Origin of the sequence: Nocardioides sp. NPDC127503 (assembly GCF_040302165.1) — a bacterium.
GTDB lineage: Bacteria > Actinomycetota > Actinomycetes > Propionibacteriales > Nocardioidaceae > Nocardioides.
The window spans coordinates 244,510-271,095 of record NZ_JBEORH010000006.1 but is presented as its reverse complement, the minus strand read 5'-3'; the positions used below and the strand labels follow the sequence as shown (position 1 = coordinate 271,095).

The following is a 26,586-nucleotide window of genomic DNA, read 5'->3' as shown; positions in this document are numbered from 1 at the left end:
GTTGAAGAGTGACCCAGCGTCCCGCGGACCTCGACGTGGACCCCGATCCAGAGGTCGAGGCAGATCAGGGCCCGGAGGAGGAGTCCTCGGGGTCTGGTGGAGTGTGGGCCTGGCTGCACGACTCGCACCCGACCGTGGCGGCCCTGGTCGGGTTCTACATCGGACTGGCGTACGCGATCCTGGTGCCCGGCACCTGGGGCGCGCTGCTGACCTGGGTGGTCGGGCAGGAGCGGGCCGAGGAGCTGTTCCCATGGGTGGCGCCGACCCTGCTGGTGCCCCTGGCCCTGCTCATCCCGCGCAAGACCCGCCGCCTGGCCGAGTTCGTCTGGCTGGGAATCATCCTCACCGTGCTGGTGGTGGTCGGAGTCGGCTCGCTGGTCTTCTGGATCCTGCTGAAGACGGGCTGACCGCGCGGGCCGGATCCAGGTTTAGCCGTACGCCGCACCCCGGTGGGACAATGAAGCAGTGACCGAGTCCCGCCCTGCCAACGTACCGGCCCCGCACAGCCCTGAGGCCGAGGCCGCCGCGATGGAGGGGCGCCGCCTGCCCCTGGTGATGGCGCCGCCCAAGGGCCGCGGCAAGCCGCCGCGCCACCTGGCCGACCTCGACCTGGCCGGCCGTCAGGACGCGGCGAAGGAGGCTGGGCTTCCGGGGTTCCGGGCCAAGCAGCTCTCGGTGCACTACTTCGAGCGGTTGGTCGACGACCCCGAGCAGATGACCGATCTTCCCGCCAGCCAGCGCCAGGAGCTGGTCAACACCTTCCTGCCCGATCTGATGACGCCGATCAGTCAGCAGGAGGCCGACAAGGGCACCACCCGCAAGACGCTGTGGAAGCTCTTCGACGGCGCTCTCGTCGAGTCGGTGCTGATGCGCTACACCGACCGCGCCACGGTCTGCATCTCCTCCCAGGCCGGCTGCGGCATGGCCTGCCCGTTCTGCGCGACCGGCCAGGGTGGCCTCGAGCGCAACATGTCGACGGCCGAGATCGTCCACCAGGTCGTCGTCGCGGCCCGGCAGATGGCCAGCGGTGAGATCCCGGGTGGCCCCGGTCGTCTCTCCAACGTGGTCTTCATGGGCATGGGGGAGCCGATGGCCAACTACAAGGCGCTGATGGGCGCGGTCCGCCGCCTCACCTCCCCGGCACCCGAGGGCCTGGGGCTCTCGGCGCGCCACGTGACCGTCTCCACGGTCGGCCTCGTACCCCGGATCAAGCAGCTCACCGAGGAGGGCATCCCGGTCACCCTCGCCCTCTCGCTGCACGCACCCGACGACGAGCTGCGCAACGAGCTCGTCCCGATCAACACCCGCTACTCGGTCGCCGAGACCGTCGACGCCGCCTGGAACTACGCGCGCGTCACGAAGCGCCGGGTCTCCATCGAGTACGCGATGATGCGCGGCATCAACGACCAGGGCTGGCGCGCCGACCTGCTCGCCGACGTCCTCAACTCCTACGGCGACTGGGGCTGGGTCCACGTCAACCTGATCCCGCTCAACCCGACCCCGGGATCCAAGTGGACCGCGAGCGACCCGGAGGACGAGCGCGAGTTCGTACGCCGCCTCGAGGCCAAGGGCATCTCCACCACCGTCCGTGACACCCGCGGCCGCGAGATCGACGGCGCCTGCGGCCAGCTCGCCGCTCAGTCGGTGTCCTAGCCGTATGGGGCTGGTGCAAGGTTCCAGGGCAGATGGTGGAACGGCCACCGTTGCCCTAGTCGTGGCAATCGCTGGTGCCGGCATCGCGTTGGCTAGCTTGGTCTGAAATTTCGCCCTATACCGACTCGCCGGAGCACGGCTGCAGGTGCGGCTAGTTCCAGCGGTGCTCACGTCGCGAGGCGACCTGATGCGAGGCCCCGACCAAGGGTGGCGCAAGAGAGCGCCCGATGGCCTGGGGCCTGGCAAGCGTGATGGCTATGTGGATCTCGCCATCATCAAAGTCACAAATGTTGGCAGATCACCTATTTCTGTTTCCGAACTCGTCCTCGACTTCGGTCGGGCTGGCGTCCCTGGTGGCGGCACAGATCGGCGGAAAGCGCATCGCGATCCACGAGTGTCAGGACATTTCGGGAGACGTGCGGTTGGATGTTGGGCAGAGCATCTCGTTGGCAGTCGATCACTGACCGCTCATTGAACACGTTGCGCAGGCCAAGCGAAAGGCCGTTAGGGCCAGTGCGACAGCCGTCGGCCGCCGGCCGACTCTGAGTGCCTGGCGTCGCCGGTGGTCGTCGTCGTCTTCCAGGACGATCTACTACCCGGGCGAGCGGACTCCTGAGCAGAAGGCATTCGCCGAGGTGCTCAGGGCCGTGTACCCGCATGACGTGGCTGGGGGTGCGAGGCATGGATCGCCGTGACGACACTGCTGGCGATGGACTCGGCCGCTGGCGCCACGGAGATCGCCGCCGAGCTATGAAAGTTGCTAACCCCCCCCGGTCACCACGACGCGGCTAGCTGGGACGGGCCCACAACATATGTAGTTCCCTAAGAGTTTCTGGACAACTTGTCGGTTCGGACCACCACCGGGAGTTCTTAGTTCCCGATCTGGAGCCCCCCGTGGCTGGAAACTTCCTCCTGGACAACTCCGGTGCCCTAGCGTCAGGAAGCATGAACGCTCCGAGCAAGGACATCCACGAACGCGTCCACGACGAGATCCAGGCACGGATCGACACTCTTCGGTCAGGAGCCCCGGCCACTGCCCCAAACGGCGGCGCCTGGACCCAAGACAAGGTCGCCAAAGAGCTGGCGCAGCTGGAGCGTGACCAAGACTTTCTCGTCGCCCACTGGAGGACTCGGCCCGGTGGCAGCCTGGCAGCCGACCACCTGCCAATGCGAGCACTTGCCTGCGGAGAGCCGCAGACCTGCGCCCACGTGGAGGACCTCGCTAAGAAGTACTGTCCATGACGAGCGGGCGGGTTGCCTGGAGCCGGTACGAGGGGAACGACGTCGAGTCCGTCATCGCCATGATGCTCAACCGGGAGCATCCAAACTCGGTCCGGATCACCCCCTCCAAGGGTGATGGCGGGATCGACATCCTCGACCGGGGCGCTGGCCCCTCGGGCGGCGACGTCGTTTACCAGGTCAAGCGATACAGCGGGCCAGTCTCGGCCTCGCAGAAGGGCAAGATCAAGAAGTCCCTCGACCGGATCTTCGACCCCGAGAAGCTAGACCCACGATGGAAGGACCTGAAGGTCACCGAGTGGCGTCTCGTCATGCCCTGGGACCCCACCGCCGAGGCCTATCAATGGCTCCGGGATCTGGACACCCCGAACGACGTCACTGTCGTGTGGGACGGGCTCACCTTCGTCGATCAACTTGCAGCAAAGTTCCCCGACGTGATCGATTATTACCTGCATGAAGGCCGCTCCGCCGTCGAGGCCGCCTACCAGCATGCGATGGCTCTGATGTCGTTTGAGGCTGGCCCCTTGAACGACTCGGTCAACTCGGTCGTCGACAAGGTCCGGTCGGCGCTGAAGCTCCTCGACCACGACCCCCACTACCTCTACGACCTACGAACCGGACGCGGCGAGCCGACCAGGCTTTACACATTTCCGGGCTTGGTGTTCAGCACCTACACAGTCGACGTGGGAGCAGGCACCTGGCACGCCATTGACGTCAGCGCACGATGCGCTGAATCGACGAAGCAGCGACCGATCACCTTCACCGGTCACCTCCAAGCCGAGCCTGGCAGCAAGACTGCGGAGAAGATGAAGGACTTCATCGAGTACGGCGCGCCGTTCGGCGCCCCAACTGGAGTACTCAGTGGCGTCCTCGATGCTCCGGGAGGGCTTGGGGGCGAGGTCCGCGACGCCGCCGTGAAGGTGTGGTCGCACCACCCTCTTGAGACCCCGAACGACGACGGACTGCACATAGACGTAGTGAGCCCCCTCGGTGCCGTGCTCGCCACTGTCGGCGTCCGCCGCCTCGATGTCACTCAGGGGACCACAGGCGTCCGGGTCCTTCTGGAAGAGGACAACGGCGTGTTTTCCATCGAGATGCCCGCTGACCCGAAGACCGGAAACTCAGTTTGGACCTTCACGACCAACCCGCCGACCGGCAAGCCCGTCGGTGCCGTGCTGCCCGCTGTCAAGTTCCTTGCGTCCTACTGTGCGCCGAACTCCTTCAGAGTTCGTCGCCGTCACGGGCCAGCGGGGAAAGCCCCGCTTGAGCCTCTCCGTCCCGCCGGCGAACTCGCCAACCGTTCTCAGGTGATGCAAGACGTCCTCCGTCTGCTCGCGTCCATCCAAGAACATGCGGGCGAGATCGTCACCGTCCCGGACGTGGCCGAGCTAGAGAAGCAACTTCGCGGGTGGCGCTTTGCCGCCGCAGTCCTCACCGGAGCCGAAGTCACCGAGACTCTCCCCGAGGACCGAGTCGCCATCGTCGTCGTGGACAGCGGCATCGTGCCCATCGGTTCCTTTGCCCTGACCGTTCCGCTGGACGTTCCCGTTGGTGACCAGATCATCCACTGCGGCCCGATGTTCGTAACGTTCGACGAGCCAGTTGTCCTGGAGCAGGCCACGGATGCAGACGGGCGTACGGTGCTGAAGCTCCGCCCAGCTGACGGCAAGGTCCGCTACTCGCAAGACCCAGGCTGACCGATTACATCTCGGCTGGGACCCGCTCACGTCCTCGTGTTCGCGTGGGATGGGCAAACGGCTTGGTAAGGCCGGCGTCCGGTGATCAACTTGGCGCCTGGTTCGCAGAGTCGCGAGGAGTGTGAAATCCCTGTTCTCCCTCAATACCTGGATGAAGCGGGTCATGATCACTCCCATGCTCAAATCGCGCCCCCTCCTCTGGGGCATCGCAGTAGTTGGGTTGATCGTTTCGACGGCGGGGATCAGTGCTGGCGTCGCGAACGGCGGCATGTCGGGACCCGCCTGGTTCGTTGCCGGTGTTGCTGGTGTCGCGGGCGCAGCGGCGGCTGTGATGGCGGCCCTTCGACCTGTGTTCGTCAAGGTTGTCGAGGCTGGCGTCGATCGATCCATGAAGCAATCGGATGCTGCTCGGGAGTTGCGCGATCGCCTCGGTGGTCCCAAGGGCAAGTTTCCTCGTGTTTCCGACATACGTGATCGGGCACTGCGCTACGGCGTACAGCGAGCAATCCCGCTGGATCATGTTGAGGCGGACGGGTTGTCGGCTGATCTTCCCCGCTACCTGCCGCGCACAATCGACGATCAGATCAGATCTGCCCTGACCGCCCGCTCGGCGACCGGTGGGATGGTGATCGTGAAAGGCAACTCGACGTGGGGTAAGTCGAGAACCATGTTCGAGGCGGTCAGCCAGGTTCTCGGTGGTTGGGTGATCGTTGCGCCGAGCAACGCCAACGATCTTCGAGCGTTGGTCGAGAGCGGGCTCACGCTCAGGCAGACAGTCATCTGGCTCGACGAACTGGCGGACTTCCTGGCTGGGGTCGATCCGCTGACGCGTGACGTTGTCCAACGTGCTGTGGACAAGGGCGCAATCGTGGTTGGCACGATTTGGAAAGACGCTTTCGCTTCTCTCACGGAGCCGCCGAAGAAGTCGTCAGGGAACGGGGCGGTCCGGTTGGAGCACGACTCGGGAACGGTGGATGACCTAGCCGAGACGCGCGCGATCTTGACGGCGACGTACGCGGATCTCATTGAGATGCCAGGTGCCCTCGATGACGATGAGTCGACGGTTGCTTCAGCGCTTGCAAAGCAGGACTCACGCTGGGCACATGCCCTTGCCGGCGCCGGTGAACTTAGCCCCATCCAGGTACTCGCCGCTGCCCCGCAACTCCTGCATCGATTCCGCAGTCCGGACGACGAGACTGGGGGAGTGGTGCTCAACACAGCGGTTGCCTTGCTCGCGATGGAGCATCCACGCCCAGTCCCGGCTGACCTGATCCGCCGGGTCGCTCAACCGGCAATTCCGCCGACCCTGGAGCTTGATTCGGATCGTTGGTTCGACAAGGCACTTGCGTGGGCCACTCGGCCAGTTCGTGGAACGATCGCACCGCTACAGCCGTATCGCAGCGACGGGGGCGAGGACGATCGGGCCTTTGTCGCGCCCGATGTCCTCGTGAGCGCAGCGCTGGAAGACGGCCGGATGCAAGACCAGGTCAATCTCGATCTGACACTGACACACGCAACACCGGAAGCGTGCGCTGCCATCGGCAGCTTCTTCTACTTCCGTGACGAGGACGACGTCGCCGAACCGTTCCTTCGCCGAGCCGCCGAGTGCGGTGTGGTCCGAGCGTTTAGTCGGTACGCGTATGTGCTGAGCGCTCAGGAGGATCGTGCTCGGGAAGCTGAGGCGTGGTACCTGAAAGCGGTAGAAGCGGGAGACATTGGTGCGTCGTTTGATCTGGGTTACCTCCTGGCTGACAAGGAGGGGCGTACGGCGGATGCTGAGGCCTGGTATCTGAAAGCAGTTGAGGCTGGTAACACCGTCGCTCTGTTCAACCTCGGGGTGTTGGCAGTGAATGACGGGCGCGTCGAAGATGCCGAGATGTGGTACCGGAAAGCGATGGATGCGGGGGACCGCGACGCCTCAATCAGCCTAGGCGTCCTGCTGGGCGACCAAGAGGGGCGTCTTGGAGAGGCGCGGGAGCTCCTTGCCGAGGCCGCTGATGCGGAGAACCCCCGTGCCCTTTACACACTGGGCTACTTGGCAGGGCGAGAGGGGCGCGCCGAGGAATCTGAGGAGTTGCTTCGCAAAGCTGCCGATCTCGGAAGCATCGAAGCCTTGGTCAACCTTGGGGGCCTGTTGGGTCAGATGGAGGGTCGTGACGGGGAGGCTGAGGAGTGCTTTCGACGTGCAGTCGACCATGGGATCGTTGAAGCCATGATGGGCCTCGGGTTTGTGCTTTCCGATCAGGAGGGGCGTACAGACGAAGCTGAGGAATGGCTTCGCAAAGCCGCCGACACGGGGGACCTCGATGCAATGGTCGGCCTAGGAACCCTCTTGTTCGATCAGGAGGGGCGTGCCAAGGAGTCAGATGAGTGGTATCGCAAGGCGATCGAAGCGGGTGATCCCGATGCTTTGACCTTCTTTGGTGACGCGTTGAAGGAGCAGCGTAGGTACTCAGAGGCAAGGCCGATCCTCGAGCAGGCAATCGCGGGCGGCGATCCGTACGCGATGCGGATGATGGGTGAACTCGATCTGCTCGAAGGCCACCGCGAAGCAGGTCGGACCTGGCTTCGGAAGGCCGCCTCCCTAGGGGTCAAGCGAGCGGGTGAGATCGTCGGGGACGAGTTCGACGAAGACCCTCCTGCTGCAGAATGAAGTGGCGCCCAGCCGAACCGGGTGCATCTGAATTAATGTTGAGCTTTATCAACTAGCCGCCCGGTGGAGCTGCTCGCTCCGTCGTGCACATCCGGCTGCGAGGGCCCCGGCAAGTCGTTGCAGGCTGTCGAACAATCGTTCTCGTGTTAAGGCCCTGGCATGTACGCCGTGGCCAGGCATCTCGCGGGGAGCCTCATCGTAGTCAGCCAGTAAATACACGAGTCGGTAACATACGGCGGAAGTTCTGCGACGGTATGCCCCCTGGGGTTAGTTTCTGTCTGCTCGCCGGCTCGGGATCGGAGAAGCGTTTCTAGCTGTCCGGTTCTTAGCCAGGAGTCTCGATGAGTTTCCCGTGTCTCGACGTATTCGCAGGTATCCACCGCAGACTGTCGAATCGTGGGTCTCACCCATATGGTGTCCCGTTCTTTGCCGACACGTTCCGCGTTCGTTCGGTGACACTGATTGCATTGATCAGTGGTTTGTCGGTTGCTGTGGTAGTCGCCGGTCTGTGGATGCCTACAACGCCCGCAGCGGCGGCTTCTGTTCAGGCGGCAGAGGACTCTGTCCTGGGGACCGGTGATCTCGATGACCGGCCGGGACGGCCGGATGCGGTGTCGGCTGCGGTGTCGGCTCGGGCCTCTGGTATGGCTGTTGAGGACCTCTCGCAGCGCAGCGAGTCCGAACGTGTGTTCGCCAACCCTGATGGCAGTTGGACCTCGGAGACGGCCTCGGAGCCGACACAGGTGCAGGACGGAGCCCCGGGGTCAGACGGGACAGCTCAGTGGAATCTGGTCGACCCGACTCTCGTCGAGATTCCGGGCACTGCGGGAGGGTGGCGGCCGGCGCACGCAGCGGTCAAGCAATCGTTCACTCCGGGTGGGACTGACTGGTTCGCCTCGCTGACTCAGGAGGGTCACGAGCTTCGGTTCGGCCTAGATGGTGATCTGGCTGACGGTGGCGCCGATGCCGGTACAGGTGATGCGGAGCCTGTTCAGTTCGGGACGCCTGTGGTCTCGGAGAACACGGCGGTGTACAAGAACGTCGCCTCGGATGAGGCGTGGAGTGCGGACTTGGTGGTCCGCGCCTCGGCCACCGGGTTCGAACACTGGTGGGTCTTGAACCCCGTACAGTCCACGCCACCGGAGTCGACGTCGTCCTCGACGAGAGAAGCGGAGGATGAGGGGTCGACTCTGGCCACGGCGACCATCACATCTCTTGACCTCGCCCTGACGGTCACCGATGTGACTGCGCAGAAGAGTTCCAAGGTCGACCCGGTCAAGGTGGTCACCACCGACAGTGGCGGGATCAAGCTCCTCACGGACAAAGGCACGTCGGTGCTGCAGGCACCTGCTCCGCTGTACTGGGACGCCACGACCGCTGGACCCGATGAATTCGACCCAGCAGCCAAGGCGCTGAAGACGCGCGGCACAAGGCCCCCGAAGCGGACCACGCGAGTTGGCGAGCCCGCGGATGAGGGGCACGTGCACAAGGCGAAGGCCAGCGCCCGCAACGTGTCCAAGAACGGCAAAGCCACGGGCGTGTCCGTGATCAGACTGGGCATCTCCGCTGAGGTGCTCACGAGTGCGGCTGCAGCCGGACCGGTCACGGTTGACCCATCGTTCACGGTCGCTCCGAACGCAGACACCTGGATCCAGGCGCCCGATTACACCACCTCCCAGGCGTCCTCGGAAGAACTCAGAGTCGGAACCAACGACAGCGGCGGCCATAGAGCGCGGTCGTTCTTGAAGTTCGACGGCGGGAACAGCGCATGGGCCGGCAAGCACATCACCTCAGCCTCCCTGAAGTTGCGCAACTTCTACTCCGGCTCCTGCACGGGCTCCGCCATCCGCGTCTCGCGGCTCACGTCGAACTGGGACTTGTCCGGGTTGACCTGGGCCAACCAGCCCGGCGGCGCCAGCACCACGTACGCCGACCTATCTACCGCGCACGGCTTCAACTCGTCGTGCCCCGCTGCTGACGCGACCTGGAACCTGACATCGATGGTCCAGGCGTGGGCTAATGGAACCGCGAACTACGGCATCCGGCTGGTGGCGCTGAATGAGAGCGTCAATAGCAGCTGGCGCAGGTACCGGTCTGGAAACTACCCCACCGAGTCGTTGGGCCCGACACTGTCCGTGACCTACAACTCCTACCCGGGTACGGCAGGTACGCCAGTGGCCTCGCCGGGCACGGCGCCGTATGTCACGTCGTTGACCCCGAAGGTCTGCTTCACGGTCTCTGACCCCGATCCGGGGGCGAAGCTGCGGGGCTCGGTGGAGGTCTACGCAGGCTCGACTGCGTCCGGGACCGCATTGTGGTCCTGGACTGCAGCCGAGGCCAACGCAGTGACGGCCGGCACGAATGTCTGCCCCACGATCCCAACGGGCAAGCTGACGAACGGGTCGACCTACACGGTACGTGCACGTGCCTCCGACGGCATCAGCTGGTCGAAGAACTACTCGGCATCCACGACGTTCACCGTCGACACAACCCCGCCCACCGTGAGCATCAGCGGGACCGGGTTCCGTGATGGAGAGTGGACGAACGAGATGCCCCCATTCAACATCTTCTATTTTCACGGAGCGGCGGACACGAAGTCGTTCTCGGTGGTCAAGGACAGCGGAGCCCCAACCACCGTGACCGCGGACGCCAGCGGCACCGGCAAAATCACGTGGCTGCCGACCAATGGCGCGCACACGCTCAAGGTGACGCCAACAGACAAGGCAGGCAACGTCGGTACGACGGCGACCTTCTCGTTCGGAGTCGGAGCCGCCTCAATGCAGTCGCCGAACCGCGATGACCGCTCCACTGGCATGTTCGCTATCAGCGCAGCCGGTCAGCCCAGCGCGACCGGTGCCGAACTCGACTGGCGCTACGCCGGCGAAAGCACCTGGAATGACGCCAAGGGGGTGACTACGACCAATGGGTCGGTCTGGTCGGGCACGGTCTCCGAGACATCTGGGACCTCGACAACCCCGAACCTGGTCTGGGACGCCACCACCCAACCGGCCCCGACGACCGATGACCCGAACGCTGTGCTGAAGGCCCCTGCTCGCATCGAACTGCGGACCTGCTTCACCTACTCCGGCCCGTCAACGGTGTGTTCGCCTGCTCGACCAGTCCGACTCGTGCCGTCCGCGTTCGGTGAGAACTTCCCGACCACCGACGTCGGCCCCGCCTCCGTCGCGCTGGTCACTGGCGAGGCGACCATCACCGAGCCCGATGCAGTAGACACTGCCGCCGGAGTCGGACGCACCTATGCCACCCTGGACGGCTCGACCCTCACCAACGGCAGCGCGGGCGCCTTCGGACCCGGCTGGTCCACGACACTCATGGCGGCCGGCGCCACTGACGCCAAGATCGTCGACCACCGCTCTCTGGACCGCACGATCGTCCTGGTCACCGCAGGTAGCTCCTCGCAGATGTTCACTCCAGTCGATCCTGAGGCGGACGTCACTGCTCCGACCGGACCGTTGGAGTTCAAGCCTGCTGGTGTGGACGACGGATCACGGCTCGTCCTCGACCAGACCACCGATCCAGACACGCTCACGCTGACCCGGCGGCAGGGACCCGTCACGAACTGGAAGCGGGACGCCACAGATGGCGCGTGGGTTCTGGTCAAGTCGGATAGCGGATATGACGACGACACCGACCCGGAGGCTCAGTTCAGCTTTGACCCCACCGGCGGGGTTGATTATCCGACCTGGATCGCCCAGACCTCGCCAGGTGCGGCAGCGACCTGTACCGTGCAAACCCAAGAGCGCGGCTGCCGTGGCCTGAAGTTCACCTATGCCGGCACGGGTGATGCGAAGCGCGTCTCCAAGATCGACCGGCTCACGGTCAACCCCGACGGCACCATCGCGACCGAGACGGTGGCGACCTACACCTACACCAACGGTCTGCTCACCAAAGTCTGCGGGACCGACCCCGACGCCTCTGGTGTCCTGCCGTCGTTGTGCTCGAGCTACGATTACGACACAACTACGGTCGCGTCCCGGACGCTGCTCGCGAAGGTAGTCCCGCCGGGACAGAAGCCGTGGGAGTTTCGCTACGACTCCACCGGCCGACTCGCCACCGTGACCCGTGCACAGGACGAGAACACCACCAGCGGTGGCACCGCCACCTGGTCCATCGCCTATGACCTCGCACCGGGCCACGCCGGCCTCCCGGACATGACCCCCAGCACGATCGCCCGGTGGGGCCAAAACGTCACCCCAGTCAAGGTGTTCGCGGTGTTCGACCCGACAAAGGTCCCCGCCGACCGGAAGAACCCGACCGCCACCGAGATCGAACACGCCGACCTCTGGTACACCGACGCGCCCGGCACAACCACCAACACTGCTGTACACGCGAACATCGACGGCGACCCCGAATGGCTGATCGAGACCACGTGGTACGACGAACACGGCAACACCATCCGCAGCCTCGACGGCCCCGGCCATCACGCGGCACTCGCCGCCAGCACCGTGCCGGAGGAACAGCAGGTCGCAGCGTTCGATGCCTCGACGATCACGGAGTACAACACGCAGGGAACCCGCGTCGAGGCCGAGTACAGCCCCGTCCAGACTGCGACACTCGAAGACGGCACGACCGGCACCTACCGGCCCGCCACCCGCAACGACTACGACGACGAAGAACCCACCCTCGGTGGAGGGTCCAAGCCTGCCTATCCTGAGGGCGAGACATCTTTCGACATGATCGTCCAGACCCACCAATTCGCCACTAGCCCCGACATGACCGAGGTCTTCGACGAGCAGATCACTCGGACCGAGTATGCCCCGTTGGTCAGTGGTGACGCCAACGGCTGGAAGACCAGCACGCCGACCAAGTCGCTGGTTAAGCTCGCCGACGGCAACTGGCGGGAGACCGCGATCGATCGATATAACACCGACGGCCGCCAGATCGAGACTCGCCAACCCGGCGGAGCTATTTCCGCCTCCGGCGCCGGTTCAGACGCCAATGCGACCGTGTTCTCCTACTACTCAAAGAACAACGGGGACCCGGATTGCGACATCACTGGTCACGCGAACCGCGCCGAGTGGAACGGCTTGGTCTGCAAGACCGGCCCGGCCGTGCAACCGGCCGGCCAGCCCATCCCCGTCAAGCGTCACGCCGACTACAACGCAGACCTCAAGCCGACGACCATCGTGGAATCCTCTGCGGCCGTCACCCGCACCACAACAATCGGCTACGACAAGTTGGGCCGTCCGACCAGCACGCTCGTCCAGGTCACGGGCGCCGGCGCAACCAACGAGACCATTCGCACCACGGTCACCTACGACCCGTCGACCGGCATGCCGGCATCGACGAGCGAGGGCACGAACAAGGTCTCCGCAACGGTGGACACATGGGGCCGTACATGGACGTCTACAGATGCTTCGGGCCTGGAGGCGATCACGACCTACACAAGTGACGGCGCCGTCGCCACCTTCAACGACGGCCGCAGTCTCTACAAGTACGCCTACGACCAGGCGACAGGCGAACACCGAGGCGTGCTGACCAGCGTGGATCTCGACCTGCCTTCCGGGACCGACGACACCTTGACGATCAAGCGCGACGCGAGAGGCCAGGTCGCCGAGGTCGCCTACCCCAACGGCATGTCCGCGATCAATGGCTACACAGAGGCGGGCGCCCAAACCTCTCTCAGCTACACGACCCTCGTGGACGGGGTCCGGACCGAGCTGCTCGGATTCGCCGCGAAAGCCGATATCGGCGGCCGCATTCTTGGTTACAGCTCGACAGCTTCAACTCAGAACTACGCCTACGACTCAATTGGCCGCCTCACAAGGGCCGAAGACACCCGCGAGGGTGCATGCACCACTCGTGTCTACGAGTTCAGCAAGGCATCCGAACGCACCAGTCTGACGACGTACGATCCGGCTGCGGGTGACCCGACGACGGGCGAGGGGGCAGGCGCATGTCAGGCCACGACGGCAGCAACCGTGAAGTCAAGCACCTACGATTCGGCCAACCGCATCACCAACGATGGATACAGCTACGATCCTCTCGGCCGTACCCTGACGGTCCCGGCTGTCGACACCAGCAGCGGCGCGGGCTCTGGAGTTCTACAATTGGCCTACCACGCCAACGACATGGTCAAGTCGATGACCCAGCAACTCCAGACAACCGCCGCAGGCGGCACCGTCATCACCGAGGCCCACGGCCGCGAATACACTCTGGACCCTGGGGGGCGGATCATGACTATCTCCTCAACCCTCGACGGGACGGAGAGGAGCAGAACCCGCTATGAGTACGCCGGCGCAACGGACAGTCCTTCCTACGTCACGACGTCGAATAACGCCGGCCAGTCCTGGGTGTCGCAGCGGAACGTCGGCATCGACGCACTTGGCTTGATAGCGTCAGTCAGCGACGGAGAGACTGCCTGGCAAATCTCAAACCTCCACGGTGACGTTGTCGCCACCATTCTTGGATCTGCGAGTGGTGGAATCAGCAACTACACCGAGACCGACGAATACGGCGTCGTGATTGGCGACGGCCAGGACGAACGGCGCTATGGGTACGTAGGTATTCATCAGCGAAGTGCTGGTACTGACACTCTCGGAGGCCTCATCCTAATGGGCCGGCGGCTTTACAGCCCACGAAGTGGATTGTTCAACTCCATTGACCCGGTTCTTGGCGGAAACGCCAATAGGTACACCTATCCAGTAAGTCCGATTACCGACCTTGATATCTCGGGAGAATCCGGCTGGGGGACTGGGACCCGATACTTCTCGTGGGGAAAGGTGCGAGTCGAGGTCTACCGTCTCACGGCCTACGTTAAGGTTGTGGTCAACAAGCGGGGCCTTGAGAAGTTCATGTGGCATGCTGGCGGAATTGCGATGATAGCGGGCGGGATTGCCTATTTTGCGCCGTGGCCCTTCGCCAAAGCGGTAGCTGGAACTGTGGCAGCCGTGGCGGGCTTACTTGGAGGCGGCGCTTATCTGTTGCACACGTTTAAATTAGGGGCGGTTTACAAAAGCCTGCATTATAAGTATGCCCCAGTTGTCTTGTGGCATTTTTCATACGCCAGTCGGAGGGCCTACTACGTTGGGATGTAGTAATGCAAATTGAGCGGTTTCTTGCTGCGTTACTTTGGGCCGTGACACTTTTTCTGGCGCTCTCCTATTCGGCGCTTGAGACAGACGCGCGTCCTGTTGCAGTCCTTGCTGGAGCGTGCGTATACGGGTTCATGTGCGCTATTAGTCCCAGGGGGAGTGAAAGTCTCGCGGTTTCGAGAACGGGGTCACGCGGGACCGATAAAGCTCTAGCTGGACTTTTGTTTATGAGCGCGCTCATGTTTGGCCTGGAAGGGTGGATCGTTCTTTTCCCATTTGTCTTTTCAGGATTCATACTCACGGTATCGATCCGCGCGGAGTTTGAACGCGCCCGCGGTGCACACCATCGCGCCCCAGACTGATCTCCACGCCCCACCTCCAGCAGTGTGTGCACGCTAGTCTCGTCGATTGTCCTCGCGATTCATGTGACTCCCAGTTCAGGCGGGCTCGACAACCTGACCTCCACCTGAGCTCGGAAGAACCGGAACAGGGGCGCAAGCGCCAACTCCCAAACCGGCCCCTGCGCTCGCCGCGGTATCTACCGATACCGGCCATTCCACACGTTGATTTCGCTCCTCGCTGGCCGGATCTCGTTGATGGGCAGCCAGGCGCCCCGGATCTCTCGTGTGGCGTGCGTGGTGTCGACCCAGATCACCCGTGCTCGCCGCCCGCCCTTTTGCACCCCACTTGAGCACGAGACCAGGCATCGGCGGCGGATAGTTTCGGCGTTTGCGGTGCACCCAGACGTGCAGCCACTGCCTGGGATCGGGCCCCGGCGTCGGTTTTGGAAGGGTTGGCCGACAACCCCCAGACCATCGAACAATCGGGCGAGTGCGAAGTTCCTGTAGTCAGGGGCAACGGCGCCCTGGCTGATCGGAGCGGCTGGCTGCCGACCTTCGTGAGCTGCGCGACGATCGCGGCGAGTTTCAGGCAGTCCGTTCGGTCTGGCGAACCGGGAGGGCGCGGAGTAGAAGAAGTGGGGGATGCGACCGGTTGTTGGGCGCACTTCAATTCATGTTGTGCCCCCTGAACCCGACCCCGGGCTCGAAGTGGACCGCGAGCGACCCGGAGGACGAGCGCGAGTTCGTACGCCGCCTCGAGGCCAAGGGCATCTCCACCACCGTCCGCGACACCCGCGGCCGCGAGATCGACGGCGCCTGCGGACAGCTCGCCGCTCAGTCGGTGTCCTAGCGCGACGCGGCTGCGCAATGGGCCGGCTCAAGCCCCTGGCGCGGGTCGCTGCTCGTGGCCGTGTCGGCCTTGGGTGCGGCGTACTTCCTTCATCTCCGACTCGTAGAGGTGCCGCTTGCCCTCGACGAGAGTGTCGCGAGCCTCTTTCTCCAGCCGCTTGAAAGTGGCGTAGTAGCCGTCGTCGTACTCCTCGACGATCTGAAACGTCCACCTGCCGTCGAGCACGTTGAGTCCTACGAGCTCGCGCTGGAACCTGTCCGCCAGCTCGGTGTGGCCGGCCTCGCGCAGCTGCTGGACACCCTTGCCGAGGGTGAGGTCGGCCGTGCCGGTGATGCGATGCATCGCGTACAGATGACCGCGGGCGATCTCGATCGCTTCGAGGGCCTCGCTGATGGAGCCGAGCGCCTCGACGGTGAGGTCGTCGACGCCTTCGGGCCGGATGTGCTCCTCATCGGTGGTCATGCCGCGATCGTGGCAAAATGAGTGGCCGGGCGGCAACCCCAGATTTCTGTGAGTCACGCGGCGTTTCCGCTGATGACACCGCCCGGACTATCTGTCGCCCGGCACGGAGTTCTGGCCACGGGAGGTTCACCGACCGGTCAACCAAGTCGGGGGTGACGTTGCCGGACGGCGCTCACGATCAGGAACATGAGCATCAGCCTCGATCGGGTCCCGCTGGTCGCCGCCAACTCAGAGCCGCTCCGTGTCCTCATCGTCACGGAGTCGTTCCTGCCCCAGGTCAACGGCGTGACGAACTCCGTACGCCGCGTCCTGGAGCATCTCGCGGTCGACGGCCACACCGTCGAGGTCGTGGCCCCCACCGGGCCCACCGAGTACGCCGGGTTCCCGGTGACTCGCACCCGGGGCGCGACGTTCTGGGTCTACAAGGACTTCCGCGTCGGCCTGGAGACACGGCGCAAGCTGCGCGCGGTGATGCGCCGGTTCAGCCCCGACGTCATCCACGTCGCCTCGCCCGCACTGCTCGGGCGGCAGGCGGTGCTGGTGGCCAAGGAGCTCGGTATCCCGAGCGTGGCGATCTACCAGACCGACCTGGTCGGCTTCTGGGACAAGTACAAGGCGGTCGGCGGCCCGCAGGCCGCGGCGATGCTCACCCGCCAGGCGCACTCGGCGGCCGATCGCACCCTGGCGCCGAGCTCGTCGGCTCTGACCCAGCTCGAGGGTCTCGGCGTACAGCGCACCGGGCTGTGGCCGCGAGGCGTCGACGTCGAGCTGTTCCACCCGAGCCGCATCGACCACGACCTGCGCGCCCAGCTCGCGCCCAACGGGGAGACCATCGTCGGGTACGTCGGCCGCCTCGCCCAGGAGAAGGAGCTGCACCTGCTGGCTCCGCTCGCGCACAACCCGGCGTACAAGGTCGTGCTCGTCGGTGGCGGCCCGCAGGAGCGCGAGCTGCGCCACCTGCTTCCGAACGCGACCTTCATGGGCGTGCTGCAGGGGGAGGAGCTGGGGGCTGCGTACGCCTCGCTCGACGTGTTCGCGCACACCGGCTCCCACGAGACGTTCTGCCAGGCCGTCCAGGAGGCGCTCGCCTCCGGGGTGCCGGTCGTCGCGCCGCGTTCGGGCGGGCCGCTGGACCTGGTCGCCGACGGCATCACCGGGTTCTTCTACGAGCCCGGCAGCCGCGACGACCTCGGCTCCCACGTCGCGCTGCTCCACAACGACCCGCAGCTGCGGCTGCGGATGGGGCGCGCGGCCCGCAAGAGCGTCGCGCACAAGTCCTGGGGCGCGGTGAACGCCGCCCTGGTCGACCACTACCGCGACGTCATCCGGGCGCGCCGGCTGCGATGACGTCGAGGACCTCCTCGTAAGTGTCGACGAGGTGGACGTGTCCCTCCATCGCGCGGCCACGCGCCAGAGCCTGCAAAAGCGGCCAGACCGGCAGCTCCTCGGTCCAGTAGCTGCGCCCGACCAGCACCATCGGCGCGACCGCGCTCGCGTCGGCGTAGTAGTTCTCGCAGGCGTCCTGGAAGACCTCCTGCACGGTGCCGCCGGCGCCGGGTAGGAAGACGATCCCGCCGTCGCAGACCTCCAGCAGCACCGCCTCGCGGGTGGCGTTGCGGAAGTATTTCGCGATCGCGCCGGCGAACACGTTGGGCGGCTCGTGCCCGTAGTGCCAGGTCGGGATCCCCAGGGACCTTCCGGGCTTGCCGTCGAACTGGTTCCGTACGTCGAGAGCGACCTGCGCCCATGACCGGATCGAGGGCCGGAACGACGGGACCGTGGCGAGCGACGCGAGCGCATCGTCCAGCACCGTCTTCGGCGCCCCGGCGAGGAAGGCACCCAGGTTGGCGGCCTCCATCGCGCCCGGCCCGCCGCCGGTGGCGACCACGTGACGGCTCGCCAGGTGCTGGGCGAGGCGGGCGGCGGTCGCGTAGCCCTCCTCGCCGCGCCGCAGCGCGTGCCCGCCCATCATCCCGACGATCCGCGTACCCTCGTCGCGTCGCGAGCGCACCCATGCCTCGAGCGCGGCGTCGATCGCGTGGTCGTGGAGGGTGATCGCGAGCTCGTCGTCGGCGTCGAGCGGCTGCTGCAGCCAGGCGTACGCCCTCGCATCCAGGCTCCGCGCGTAGACCGGGTCGTCGTAGAGCTCCTCGGCGGTGTAGAGCCGGGAGCGGTAGACGTCGACTGGTGCCTCGGGGATTACCGGCATCACCAGCGCGCCCTCGTCCTCGGCGTAGTCGCCGTCCCCGGGTGCGAAGGTGCAGCCGAGGAAGGTGGCGCCGGCCAGCTCGGTCTCCCGCAGGGCCGAGGAACGCGAGCTCAGGTCCAGCGACCGCAGCCGCCACCCCTTCAGGCTCCCCGCGCCCGCTGCCAGGTGCCCGTCGAGCTCCTCCACCGACTCGATGTCGACATGCCGTCCCCGGTGATGCTTCATACCGAGAAACCTACCGACTCACAGTGGCCAGGAGACTCCGGTCAGGCTCTCGGACTCGGTCCACAGCTTGCGGGCGAGCTCGGGGTCGGAGGCGATCGCGGTGCGGCCGACGAGCGTCGGACTGCCGCGGTACTCGCCGAGCCCGTCCGGCCCGACGTAGCTTCCCGACGGAAGGTCCTGGCTGGCTGCGTACAGGGTCGGGAGGGCGCCCGCCTCCGCGGACTGCGCGACGACCCGGTTGCCGATCGCCATGAGGGCGTGCTTGACCGCGTTTCCGGTGTGGCCCTGCAGGTTGGTCGCGGCGTAGCCCGGGTGGGCGGCGTACGCCCGAAGCCCGGTGCCCTCCAGGCGCCGCTGGAGCTCGAGGGTGAAGAGCAGGTTGGAGATCTTCGACTGCCCGTAGGCCCTCTCCGTGCGATATTCGCGCCGCTCCCAGTTGAGGTCGTCGAGGTCGAAGCCGCCCCAGCGGTGGGCCGAGGAGGCGACCGTCACGACGCGGTCGGTGATGTGGGGGAGCAGCAGGTTGGTGAGCGCGAAGTGCCCCAGGTGGTTGGTGGCGAACTGGCTCTCGTAGCCGTCGGTCGTGGGGCGCTTGGGCACCATCATGATCCCGGCGTTGTTGATGAGTACGTCGATCTCGCCCTCCCACTCCTGGGCGAAGTGCCGTACCGAGCTGAGGTCGGCCAGGTCGAGCGCCCGCACCTCGGCGCTGCCACCGATCGTGGCGGCGACCTCCTCGCCGGCGGCGACGTTGCGTACGGCCAGGACGACGCGGGCGCCCTTCGCGCCCAGCTGGGTGGCGACGACGCGGCCCAGGCCGCTGGTCGCGCCGGTGACGATGACGGTGCGGCCCTCGAAGGACGGCAGCCGTTCGGAAGTCCACTTCTGTTCGGTCATGTACCCAATCTAGGCGCTGCCAAGAATCTTGACAATGTCTAAATCGGTGAAATCTCGATAAGGTGTGCCTGATGACCGAGACGATGACCCGCTACCACCACGGCGATCTGCGCGCCGCGGTGCTCCGCCGTGCGGAGGAGGTGCTGCGCGAGTCGGGCACCGACGCGCTCTCGCTGCGCGGCATCGCCCGCGATCTGGGCGTGAGTCACGCCGCGCCGAGCGCCCACTTCCGCGACAAGAACGCGCTCTTCGATGCGCTCGCCGTCGCCGGATTCCGGCGGCTGGGCGAGGTGATGGACGCCGCGTTGGCCACCCGCGGCTCGCTGACCGACGACCTGGTGACCTTCGCCTCGGCCTACCTCGACTTCGCCACCGACAACCCGGCGCTGCTCTCGGTGATGTTCGCGCGCAAGCACAGCGAGACCGCCGGCGCCGAGATCGCTGAGGCCGTCGCCGCCGCCTTCGCCCACCCCACCGCCCTGCTCACCGACGGCCAGGCCCGTGGTGAGGTCGTCGACGGTGACCCCGAGGTCATCGGGGTCACGGTCCTGGCCGCCATCCAGGGCCTGGCCACCTTCGTCGGCTCCGGCTTCGTGACGCCCGAGCAGTCGCAGCGGATGCTGGAAGACGTCGTCGCCACCCTGATGCGCGGCCTGGCCCGCTAGATGCGCCTTCTTCGCGCGGTGGCGGCGCGCGGCGTGCTCGTAGAAGTGGGGATCGGCATCGCGATCCTCTGCACTCTCCTGCTGCTCGCAGGGCTTGTGATCCGGGCGAGCGTGGATGAGAGCAGACAAGCGGAGCGCGCGGTCGTCACGGACCAGAAGGCGCTCGAGGTCTGGCGTGACAAGCTCGAACCCCACCTCGAGCAGATCAACTCGATCCCGACGCCTGACGGGCTCCGCTGGCCGGAGGATGCCGCGGTGGACGAGTGCCGCGTCGACGAGTCGGACGACAATCTAGTCCAGGTTGGTGCCTGGTTCGTATGGGAGGCGACCGAGGAGGTTGCCTTCGATGAGGTGAGCGAGATGGGAGCTGCCGGATATGTCGAGATCCTCGACTACCTCGCCGACCACGGATGGCGGATCAGCAAGCGGGAGAACCTGAACGGCATGGTCTCCGGCGTCAACCGCGACTTCGACTCCGCCGATCTGGAGCACCCCTCGGGCGTCACGATGCGTACGCAGTTTCTCGGCAACTCGATCTTGGGTCACCTCTTCTTCAAAGGAGCCCCTAAGGTCTGCTCCTTCAGTGGCTGAACCGCCGCGCAGCGCTGCCAGGAGTGCGTCAATGCGTACTCCTGGCAGCACACGGCTGGCTTAGAAGGCGTGGGCCATCAGGTCGGCGTAGACCTCCTGCTCGTCGACCTCCAGGCCTCGGGCCTGGAACCACTTCGCGACGTTGGTGATGTCGCGGAGCAGGAAGTCGAAACCCAAAGGGTTGCCGACCAGGTCGATGATCTGGGGGAGGTCGATGATCACGAGTCGGTCCTGCTGGGCCAGGATGTTGTACGGCGAGAGGTCACCGTGGACCAGGCCCGCCTGCACCATCGTGGCCAGTGCGTCGACGAGACCGTCCCACCACATCTCCAGCACATGGTGCTCCGGCCGGGTCTGGGCGAGCCGCGGCGCGGTCTCGAGCTCGCCGTTGCCGTCGTCGACCGCGATCCACTCCATCAGGATCTCGGTCCCGTCGATCTGCACCGGATAGGGGACCGGGAGGCCGAGGTTCCAGCAGCGTACGAGCGCGTTCCACTCGGCGTTGGCCCACTCGGCCTTGGCGACCTCGCGGCCGAAGGTCGAGCCCTTCTTCAGCGCGCGCTCGTCACGGGAGCGCTTGACCGAACGGCCCTCGGTGTAGCTCGCGGCCCGGTGGAAGGTGCGATGGTCAGCGTCGCGGTACCGCTTGGCAACCATCAGCGCCTCCTGCTCCGGGAAGAGCGGGTCGGCCCGTACGACCAGGAAGGCGTCGGCCTCCTTGCCGGTCTTGAGGATGCCGAGCTCGGTGTCGATGGCGCCCTGAGAGGTCACCACCCAGTCCGGGCGTGGCTCCGGTCCACGGGAGAGCGGCTCTACGGAGAGCCAGGTGGACCAGCGTTGTCCGTCGTCCAGGTCGTCGTAGGCCTGGAAGTCGAAGACGAAATTCGGGTCGATCCTCTGGAGAGGATCAGCGGAGATGTTCTCCTGAGTCACTTCGGGTGCTCCTGATACGAGAGATGTGGTCTGTGGGCAGGCACAGGACAACGACAGTCATGGTCTGCTCCTCTCGATCAGGGGCGCCTCGTGGACGAGGAACGCCGGTCGCGCTCCATGGTGGAGGACCGCGACCGGCATACGCAACAGGTTTATTCGGTCCGGGTCAGTGACCGCCGACGAGCGGAGCGACGGCCCGGGCGACCAGCGAGCCCTTGCCGGTGGCGGTCTCCTCGGCGTCGGCCATGGTCATCGCGCGCAGGCCGGCGTTGACGCCGAGCCAGCGCAGGGGCTCCGGCTCCCAGCGGGGTGAGACGTGACCGACCCAGGGGAGGGTGGTGAGATCGGACTCGGTGCCGAGGACCAGGTCGCGCAGCGTACGGCCGGCCAGGTTGGTGGTCGCGACGCCGTCGCCGACGTAGCCGCCGGCGTGCGCGAGGCCGCTGGCCGGGTCGTAGCCGACCGAGGCGTGCCAGTCGCGGGGGATGCCGAGCACGCCGCCCCATCGGTGGGTGACCTTGTGGCCGCGTACGGCCGGGAACATCTCGATCAGGGTCGCCATCAGGCGACGGTGGGTGCGCAGGTCGGAGGCGTCCCCGTGGGTGATCTTCGATCCGAAGGAGTACGGCGCGCCGCGCCCACCGAAGACCAGCCGGTCGTCCGCGGTGCGCTGCCCGTAGATCAGCAGGTGCCGGCCGTCGGAGAACGTCTCGCGTTCCTCCAGGCCGATGCTCGACCAGACCAGGTCGGAGAGGGGTTCGGTGGCGATGATGAGTGAACGCACCGGGATGACCTCGCGCTCGAGGCCGGCGAGCGTCGGGGTGTAGCCCTCGGTGGCGCGTACGACGACGTCGGCGGTGACCACGTCGCTCTCTGTGCGCACCTGGTGCGGCCCGATCGTCGTGACCCGGGTCTGCTCGTAGATCGTGACGCCGCGAGCCTCGACGGCGCGGGCCAGGCCACGGACGAGCTTGGCGGGATGGAGCGCGGCGCAGTCGGGGGTGTAGGTCGCACCGAGGGTGCTGGTCGCGGCGAGCCGCTTCTCGGCAGCAGCCTGGTCCAGCAAGGAGATCTCGGCGTCACCGAGCCCCCAGGAGCGGGCGTGCTCGACCTCGTCGCGGGCGCGCTCGAGCTGGGCGGGCGTACGGGCCACGACGACCGTGCCGCCCTTGGCGATGTCGGCGTCGATGCCCTCCGCCTCGGCGACCCGGATCACCTCGTCGACGGTCGCCCGCATCGCCCGGTCCTGAGCGAGCGCGGCCTCGCGGCTCGAGCCCGCGGCCACCTTGTCGAGCGAGGCGGGGAAGAGGGCCGAGCACCAGCCGCCGTTGCGGCCCGAGGCCCCGAACCCCGCTACCTCGGCCTCGAGGATCGCGATCTTCAGGTCGGGCCTCGCCTCGGCCAGGTAGTAGGCCGTCCACAGGCCGGTGTAGCCGGCCCCCACGATCGCGACATCGACCTCGACGTCGCCCATCAGCGCCGGGCGTGGCTCCCACGTGTCGCCGGCGGTCTCGTGCCACAGGCTGATCTCGGGGTAGCTGCTCACCTGACGCCCCAGGCGTAGGTCTGCTTGTGCAGGTGGAGGTACATGAACGTCTCCGTGCTCACCACGCCCTCGATGGCGCGGATCTTGCTGGAGACGAGGTTGAGGAGGGCCTCGTCGCTCTCGGCGACGACCTCCACGAGCAGGTCGTAGGAGCCGGCGGTGATGACGATGTAGTCGACCTCGTCGAGCTTGCCGAGCTCGTCGGCGATCCCCTCGATCGGGCCGGAGGTGCGTACGCCGATCATGGCCTGCCGTGCGAAGCCGAGCTCGAGTGGGTCGGTGACCGCGACGACCTGCATGACGCCGCTGTCGATGAGGCGCTGCACGCGCTGTCGCACCGCAGCTTCGCTCAGGCCGACCTCCTTGCCGATCGCGGCATAGCTGCGCCGGCCGTCCTGCTGGAGCTGCTCGATGATCAGCTTGTTGACCTCGTCGAGGTGAGCGCCCCCGTTGCGCTTGCGAGTGGTCATGGCACCCAGTCAACCTGTTTGCCGTGGCCAGATGCAACGAAATCCGTCGTGTGTAACGAACAATTTCCATGATTCCGTACGTAGTGTGTGGCTGACGGCCCCTGAAGTTGTCATAGTGGGCCTCGTGAACCATGTCGCGCTGACCGATGCGAAGCCCGCCGTCTACTGGCTGGACGACCCTGCGAAGCCCGCGCCACTGCCGCCCCTGCTCGGCGTGGAGTCGGCGGATCTGGTGGTCGTCGGAGGCGGCTACTCGGGGCTGTGGACGGCACTGCTGGCCCGCATGCGGTTTCCGTCGTGGTCGGTGGTGCTGCTGGAGGCCGGCCAGTGCGGGGACCAGGCGTCGGGCCGCAACGGCGGCTTCGCCGAGGCATCGTTGACCCACGGCTTCTGGAACGGTCTGGAGCGCTGGCCCGAAGAGCTCGCGACGCTGGACCGGCTCGGCCAAGAGAACCTCAACGAGATGGCCGCGACCATCGAGGAGCACGGCATCGACTGCGACTGGCAGCTCACCGGCGCGCTCAACGTCGCCACCCGTCCGCACGAGGTCGACGACCTCGCCGAGTGGTCGACCGCGCTGACCGAGCACGGCATCAAGCACCGGCTGCTGGACGAAATCGGGGTGCGGGACGAGCTCCGCTCGCCGACCTACCTCGGTGGCCTGGAGGTCGTCGGTGACACGGCTACGGTCGAGCCGGCGCGGCTGGCGTGGGGGCTGCGGCAGGCCTGTCTGGACGCGGGTGTGGTGATCCACGAGGGCTCCGCGGTCACCGGTCTCGACCGGGACGGAGCGGGGATGCGGGTCTCGACGATCACGGGGTCGGTCCGGGCCGGGCGGGTGGCACTGGCCACCAACGCCTTCCCGCCGCTGCTGCGACGACTGCGGATGATGACCGTGCCGGTCTACGACTACGTACTCATGACCGAGCCGCTCTCCGCCGCCCAGATGGACGCCATCGGCTGGGCGAACCGGCAGGGCGTCAGCGACTCCGCCAACCACTTCCACTACTACCGCCTGACCAGGGACAACCGGATCCTGTGGGGCGGCTACGACGCGATCTACCACTTCGGCTCGAAGATCTCACCGGAGCTGGAGACCGGCGCCACCCACGACAAGCTCGCCGGCCACTTCTTCGAGACCTTCCCGCAGCTAGAGGGTCTGCGATTCACCCACCGCTGGGCCGGCATCATCGACACCTGCACTCGCTTCTCGGCATTCTTCGGCAAGGCGTACGCCGGCCGCGTCGCCTACGCCCTCGGCTACACCGGCCTCGGCGTCGGAGCCACCCGCTTCGGCGCCCAGGTCATGCTCGACCTCCTCAGCGGCGAGCAGACAGAACGTACGTCCCTGGAGATGGTGCGCTCCAAGCCGCTGCCTTTTCCGCCTGAGCCGGCTCGGTATGCGGGTATCTCGATGATGGTCCGCTCGCTCGGGAAGGCCGACGCCAACGGCGGCCGCCGCGACCTGTTCCTACGAACGATGGACCGGCTCGGGCTCGGCTTCGACTCCTAGCCGTGAGTCACTCGAGCCTCATCCGTCACGTCGTACAGGCAATTCCTGCACTTCTCGGGTGTTGCATTGCCTGATAAGTGCAGGGATACCCGGTTAACCGGGTATCCCTGCACCGGGCTCAGGCAGCGTCCTGCGCCGCCGCAACCCGCTCGCGGAGCTTCGCGTGGATCTCCTCCGGCGTGCGCTGCGTACGCTGGCGGTGGTTGCGCGCGATGATGACGCCTGTCGCGGTGACTCCGGCCAGGCCGGCGAGACCGACGATCTTCCACACGCGTGCACTGCCGAAACTCATAGGACCCCCTGCTCACGATGTCTGACGACACCACTATCTCCCTTGCCGACGCCGTGGACCAGACCCGTACCGGTGATCTGTGGCTCTTCCGAGGCCGTTCGGCCGCCGACCGAGCGATCCGGATGCTCAGCAACGCCCCGGTCAACCATGTCGGGATGGCGGTGGTGCTCGACGACTTGCCGCCGCTGATGTGGCACGCCGAGCTCGGCAAGGGGCTGCTCGATCTTTATACCGGCACCCACCACCGTGGCGTACAGCTCCATGATCTGCGTGCCGCGGTCGAGCAGTGGGCCGGCCGCTACGAGCAGCAGGTCTGGCTGCGCCAGCTGACCGCCGACATCGACCGCCCGCGCGAGGACGCGCTGCTCCGGACGATCGCGCGGCTCGACGGCACCCCGTTCCCGTCGACCGCCGCGCTGGCCGGACGCTGGGCGCGGGGGAGGGTGCGCTCGAAGGCCGGGCTCGAGCAGGTCTTCTGCGCCGAGGTCGTCGCCGCGACCTACCAGGAGATGGGCCTGCTCGACGACGAGCGCCCGACCAACTACTACGACCCGGGTCGCTTCTGGTCCGGCGACCACCTGACCCTGCAAGACGGGGCGGTCCTAGGTAGCGAGGTCCGCGTCGTCGGCTGAACCGCGGCCCGCGAGACGAAGAGCGACGGAGATCTCGCCGCTCTCGACCAGAGTGCCGATGACGAGGGCCCGAAGCCCGCGGAGCAGAGCGTCGGGGTCGACCAACTCCGGGGCCGCGAGGGCGTGAAGCAGGTAGCCGTGCACGAGGGCGAGCAAGGAGTCGGGGTCGGTCCGGGTCGCGCCCGCGACGGTCGCCGCGCGGTCCGAGACGGCGCGGCCGGCGGTGAGCGCCTCGGCCACCACCGGCCGGAACTGCGGCTCGCGCGCGGCATGGAGCAGCCCCTCGAGGAACGCGAGCGAGTCGGTCGGCGGCGACATCAGCGCCGCGGCGAACGCCTCGGCCATCGCGTCGGTGCCGGAATCGGTCGCGGCGAGCTCGTCGGCGAGCGTACGCAGCCGGGCGACGTCCTCGGCCACGCCCGTACGCAGCGCTTCGGCCGCCAGGTCGGTGATCGAGTCGAAGAAGTAGCCGACGGTGGCCAGCGGCAGCCCGGCGCGCTCGGTCACGGCCCGGTGGGTGACGCCGGCCATGCCCTTCTCGGCAGCCACCTCGATCGTGGCGCGGACGAGGGCGTCGCGTCGCTGCCTGGCGCTGTCACCGTGCCGTCGCTTCATGGGCAGAGTGTTTCACGCGATCCGGCACAAGTCTGGAAGATCTTCTAG

19 protein-coding genes and 1 pseudogene are annotated in these 26,586 nt (G+C 66.3%); 12 read left to right on the top strand and 8 right to left on the bottom strand.

The window, feature by feature from the left end; genetic code table 11:
- Nucleotides 1–8 precede the first annotated feature (8 nt).
- The 7 genes and pseudogenes from ABTW65_RS16020 to ABTW65_RS15990 form a co-directional block, all read left to right on the top strand.
- The gene (locus ABTW65_RS16020; protein ID WP_350661709.1) at nt 9–407 is read left to right on the top strand and encodes a hypothetical protein; all 399 of its coding nucleotides are present in this window, start codon (nt 9–11) and stop codon (nt 405–407) included.
- Nucleotides 408–528: 121 nt separating this feature from the next.
- Nucleotides 529–1,653, top strand: a complete 1,125-nt coding sequence (gene rlmN / locus ABTW65_RS16015; RefSeq protein WP_350661934.1) for a dual-specificity RNA methyltransferase RlmN — start codon at nt 529–531, stop codon at nt 1,651–1,653.
- A 945-nt stretch (nt 1,654–2,598) separates the two neighbouring features.
- Nucleotides 2,599–2,895 carry a hypothetical protein gene (locus tag ABTW65_RS16010; RefSeq protein WP_350661707.1) on the top strand — a complete coding sequence of 99 codons (297 nt, stop codon included), beginning with the start codon at nt 2,599–2,601 and terminating at the stop codon, nt 2,893–2,895.
- Nucleotides 2,892–4,589, top strand: a complete 1,698-nt coding sequence (locus ABTW65_RS16005) for a restriction endonuclease (protein ID WP_350661705.1) — start codon at nt 2,892–2,894, stop codon at nt 4,587–4,589. The genes ABTW65_RS16010 and ABTW65_RS16005 overlap by 4 nt, the downstream gene beginning before the upstream one ends.
- A 121-nt stretch (nt 4,590–4,710) precedes the next feature.
- The gene (locus tag ABTW65_RS16000; protein ID WP_350661703.1) at nt 4,711–7,242 is read left to right on the top strand and encodes a tetratricopeptide repeat protein; all 2,532 of its coding nucleotides are present in this window, start codon (nt 4,711–4,713) and stop codon (nt 7,240–7,242) included.
- 452 nt (nt 7,243–7,694) lie between these two features.
- Nucleotides 7,695–14,300, top strand: coding sequence for a DNRLRE domain-containing protein (locus tag ABTW65_RS15995; protein ID WP_350661700.1), 6,606 nt, complete (start codon nt 7,695–7,697; stop codon nt 14,298–14,300).
- A gap of 1,014 nt (nt 14,301–15,314) precedes the next feature.
- Nucleotides 15,315–15,488: pseudogene (locus ABTW65_RS15990) on the top strand (23S rRNA (adenine(2503)-C(2))-methyltransferase RlmN); the annotation flags it as partial.
- A gap of 27 nt (nt 15,489–15,515) precedes the next feature.
- On the opposite strand, the gene ABTW65_RS15985 reads toward ABTW65_RS15990, so the two are convergent.
- On the bottom strand, nt 15,516–15,950 hold the full coding sequence (locus ABTW65_RS15985) for a hypothetical protein (protein ID WP_350661698.1): 435 nt from the start codon (nt 15,948–15,950) through the stop codon (nt 15,516–15,518).
- 186 nt (nt 15,951–16,136) lie between these two features.
- Between ABTW65_RS15985 and ABTW65_RS15980 the strand changes: the two genes are divergently transcribed.
- The gene (locus ABTW65_RS15980; RefSeq protein ID WP_350661696.1) at nt 16,137–17,297 is read left to right on the top strand and encodes a glycosyltransferase family 4 protein; all 1,161 of its coding nucleotides are present in this window, start codon (nt 16,137–16,139) and stop codon (nt 17,295–17,297) included.
- Here the strand turns inward: ABTW65_RS15980 and ABTW65_RS15975 are convergent.
- Both ABTW65_RS15975 and ABTW65_RS15970 read right to left on the bottom strand, forming a co-directional pair.
- Nucleotides 17,272–18,384 (bottom strand): LOG family protein, encoded by a 1,113-nt coding sequence (locus ABTW65_RS15975; protein WP_350661694.1) that lies wholly within the window; start codon nt 18,382–18,384, stop codon nt 17,272–17,274. The two genes, ABTW65_RS15980 and ABTW65_RS15975, sit on opposite strands and share 26 nt — an antisense overlap.
- Nucleotides 18,385–18,402: 18 nt before the next feature.
- Nucleotides 18,403–19,281: an oxidoreductase gene (locus tag ABTW65_RS15970; RefSeq protein WP_350661692.1), complete on the bottom strand. Its 879-nt coding sequence runs from the start codon at nt 19,279–19,281 to the stop codon at nt 18,403–18,405.
- A 71-nt stretch (nt 19,282–19,352) separates the two neighbouring features.
- Here ABTW65_RS15970 and ABTW65_RS15965 point away from each other — a divergent pair, with 71 nt between their 5' ends.
- Nucleotides 19,353–19,946: a TetR/AcrR family transcriptional regulator gene (locus ABTW65_RS15965; protein ID WP_350661690.1), complete on the top strand. Its 594-nt coding sequence runs from the start codon at nt 19,353–19,355 to the stop codon at nt 19,944–19,946.
- 33 nt (nt 19,947–19,979) lie between these two features.
- Nucleotides 19,980–20,537: a hypothetical protein gene (locus ABTW65_RS15960; protein WP_350661688.1), complete on the top strand. Its 558-nt coding sequence runs from the start codon at nt 19,980–19,982 to the stop codon at nt 20,535–20,537.
- A gap of 60 nt (nt 20,538–20,597) precedes the next feature.
- Here ABTW65_RS15960 and ABTW65_RS15955 read toward each other — a convergent pair whose 3' ends face one another.
- The 3 genes from ABTW65_RS15955 to ABTW65_RS15945 form a co-directional block, all read right to left on the bottom strand.
- On the bottom strand, nt 20,598–21,470 hold the full coding sequence (locus tag ABTW65_RS15955; RefSeq protein ID WP_350661686.1) for a serine protein kinase RIO: 873 nt from the start codon (nt 21,468–21,470) through the stop codon (nt 20,598–20,600).
- Nucleotides 21,471–21,636: 166 nt separating this feature from the next.
- Nucleotides 21,637–23,016, bottom strand: a complete 1,380-nt coding sequence (locus ABTW65_RS15950) for an NAD(P)/FAD-dependent oxidoreductase (protein WP_350661684.1) — start codon at nt 23,014–23,016, stop codon at nt 21,637–21,639.
- Nucleotides 23,013–23,486 (bottom strand): Lrp/AsnC family transcriptional regulator, encoded by a 474-nt coding sequence (locus ABTW65_RS15945; protein ID WP_350661682.1) that lies wholly within the window; start codon nt 23,484–23,486, stop codon nt 23,013–23,015. Before ABTW65_RS15945 ends, ABTW65_RS15950 begins: the two co-directional genes overlap by 4 nt.
- A 124-nt stretch (nt 23,487–23,610) precedes the next feature.
- Between ABTW65_RS15945 and ABTW65_RS15940 the strand changes: the two genes are divergently transcribed.
- The gene (locus ABTW65_RS15940) at nt 23,611–24,999 is read left to right on the top strand and encodes an NAD(P)/FAD-dependent oxidoreductase (protein WP_350661680.1); all 1,389 of its coding nucleotides are present in this window, start codon (nt 23,611–23,613) and stop codon (nt 24,997–24,999) included.
- A 118-nt stretch (nt 25,000–25,117) separates the two neighbouring features.
- On the opposite strand, the gene ABTW65_RS15935 is transcribed toward ABTW65_RS15940, so the two are convergent.
- On the bottom strand, nt 25,118–25,291 hold the full coding sequence (locus ABTW65_RS15935) for a hypothetical protein (protein WP_168381104.1): 174 nt from the start codon (nt 25,289–25,291) through the stop codon (nt 25,118–25,120).
- A 17-nt stretch (nt 25,292–25,308) separates the two neighbouring features.
- Here ABTW65_RS15935 and ABTW65_RS15930 point away from each other — a divergent pair, with 17 nt between their 5' ends.
- Nucleotides 25,309–25,923 carry a hypothetical protein gene (locus tag ABTW65_RS15930; RefSeq protein WP_350661678.1) on the top strand — a complete coding sequence of 205 codons (615 nt, stop codon included), beginning with the start codon at nt 25,309–25,311 and terminating at the stop codon, nt 25,921–25,923.
- Here ABTW65_RS15930 and ABTW65_RS15925 read toward each other — a convergent pair.
- Nucleotides 25,894–26,538, bottom strand: a complete 645-nt coding sequence (locus ABTW65_RS15925) for a TetR/AcrR family transcriptional regulator (RefSeq protein ID WP_350661676.1) — start codon at nt 26,536–26,538, stop codon at nt 25,894–25,896. The genes ABTW65_RS15930 and ABTW65_RS15925 overlap by 30 nt on opposite strands.
- Nucleotides 26,539–26,586: the final 48 nt, after the last annotated feature.